Origin of the sequence: Streptococcus suis (assembly GCF_002960445.1) — a bacterium.
In the GTDB taxonomy this organism is placed as follows: domain Bacteria; phylum Bacillota; class Bacilli; order Lactobacillales; family Streptococcaceae; genus Streptococcus; species Streptococcus hyiners.
Genome location: NZ_POJD01000276.1, coordinates 1 through 390, shown reverse-complemented (window position 1 = coordinate 390; position 390 = coordinate 1). Strand labels below are relative to the sequence as shown.

Here is a 390-nt window from a genome sequence, read left to right as displayed (position 1 = left end):
AGGAGCATCTCACACTGGGAAGACTGTGCTAGCTCAAAAATTACTTGAAAAATATCACTATCCTTATTTATCAATAGACCATTTGAAAATGGGGTTAATTCGTAGCGGCAATACTAAACTTTCAGTCGAAGAAGATGATAAACTTACAGCATATCTATGGCCTATTGTTCGTGAAATGATTAAAACTGCTATAGAAAATGAGCAAAACCTTATTGTTGAAGGGATCTATATCCCTTTTGATTGGGCAAACGACTTTGCAACAGCCTACCTTGACCATATCAGATATTACTGTCTTGTGATGAGTGAAAACTATATTCAGAAACACTTTGGAAGCATAAAGAAACATGCACGCCTTATAGAAAATCGTATAGATGATGAATGGTGTACGAT

At 35.6% G+C, this 390-nt stretch carries 1 protein-coding gene; it reads left to right on the top strand.

The annotated features are described in order from the left end of the window. On the top strand, window positions 1-390 hold a 390-nt coding region (locus tag C1G53_RS09660; RefSeq protein ID WP_238139139.1), incomplete at both ends, for an ATP-binding protein.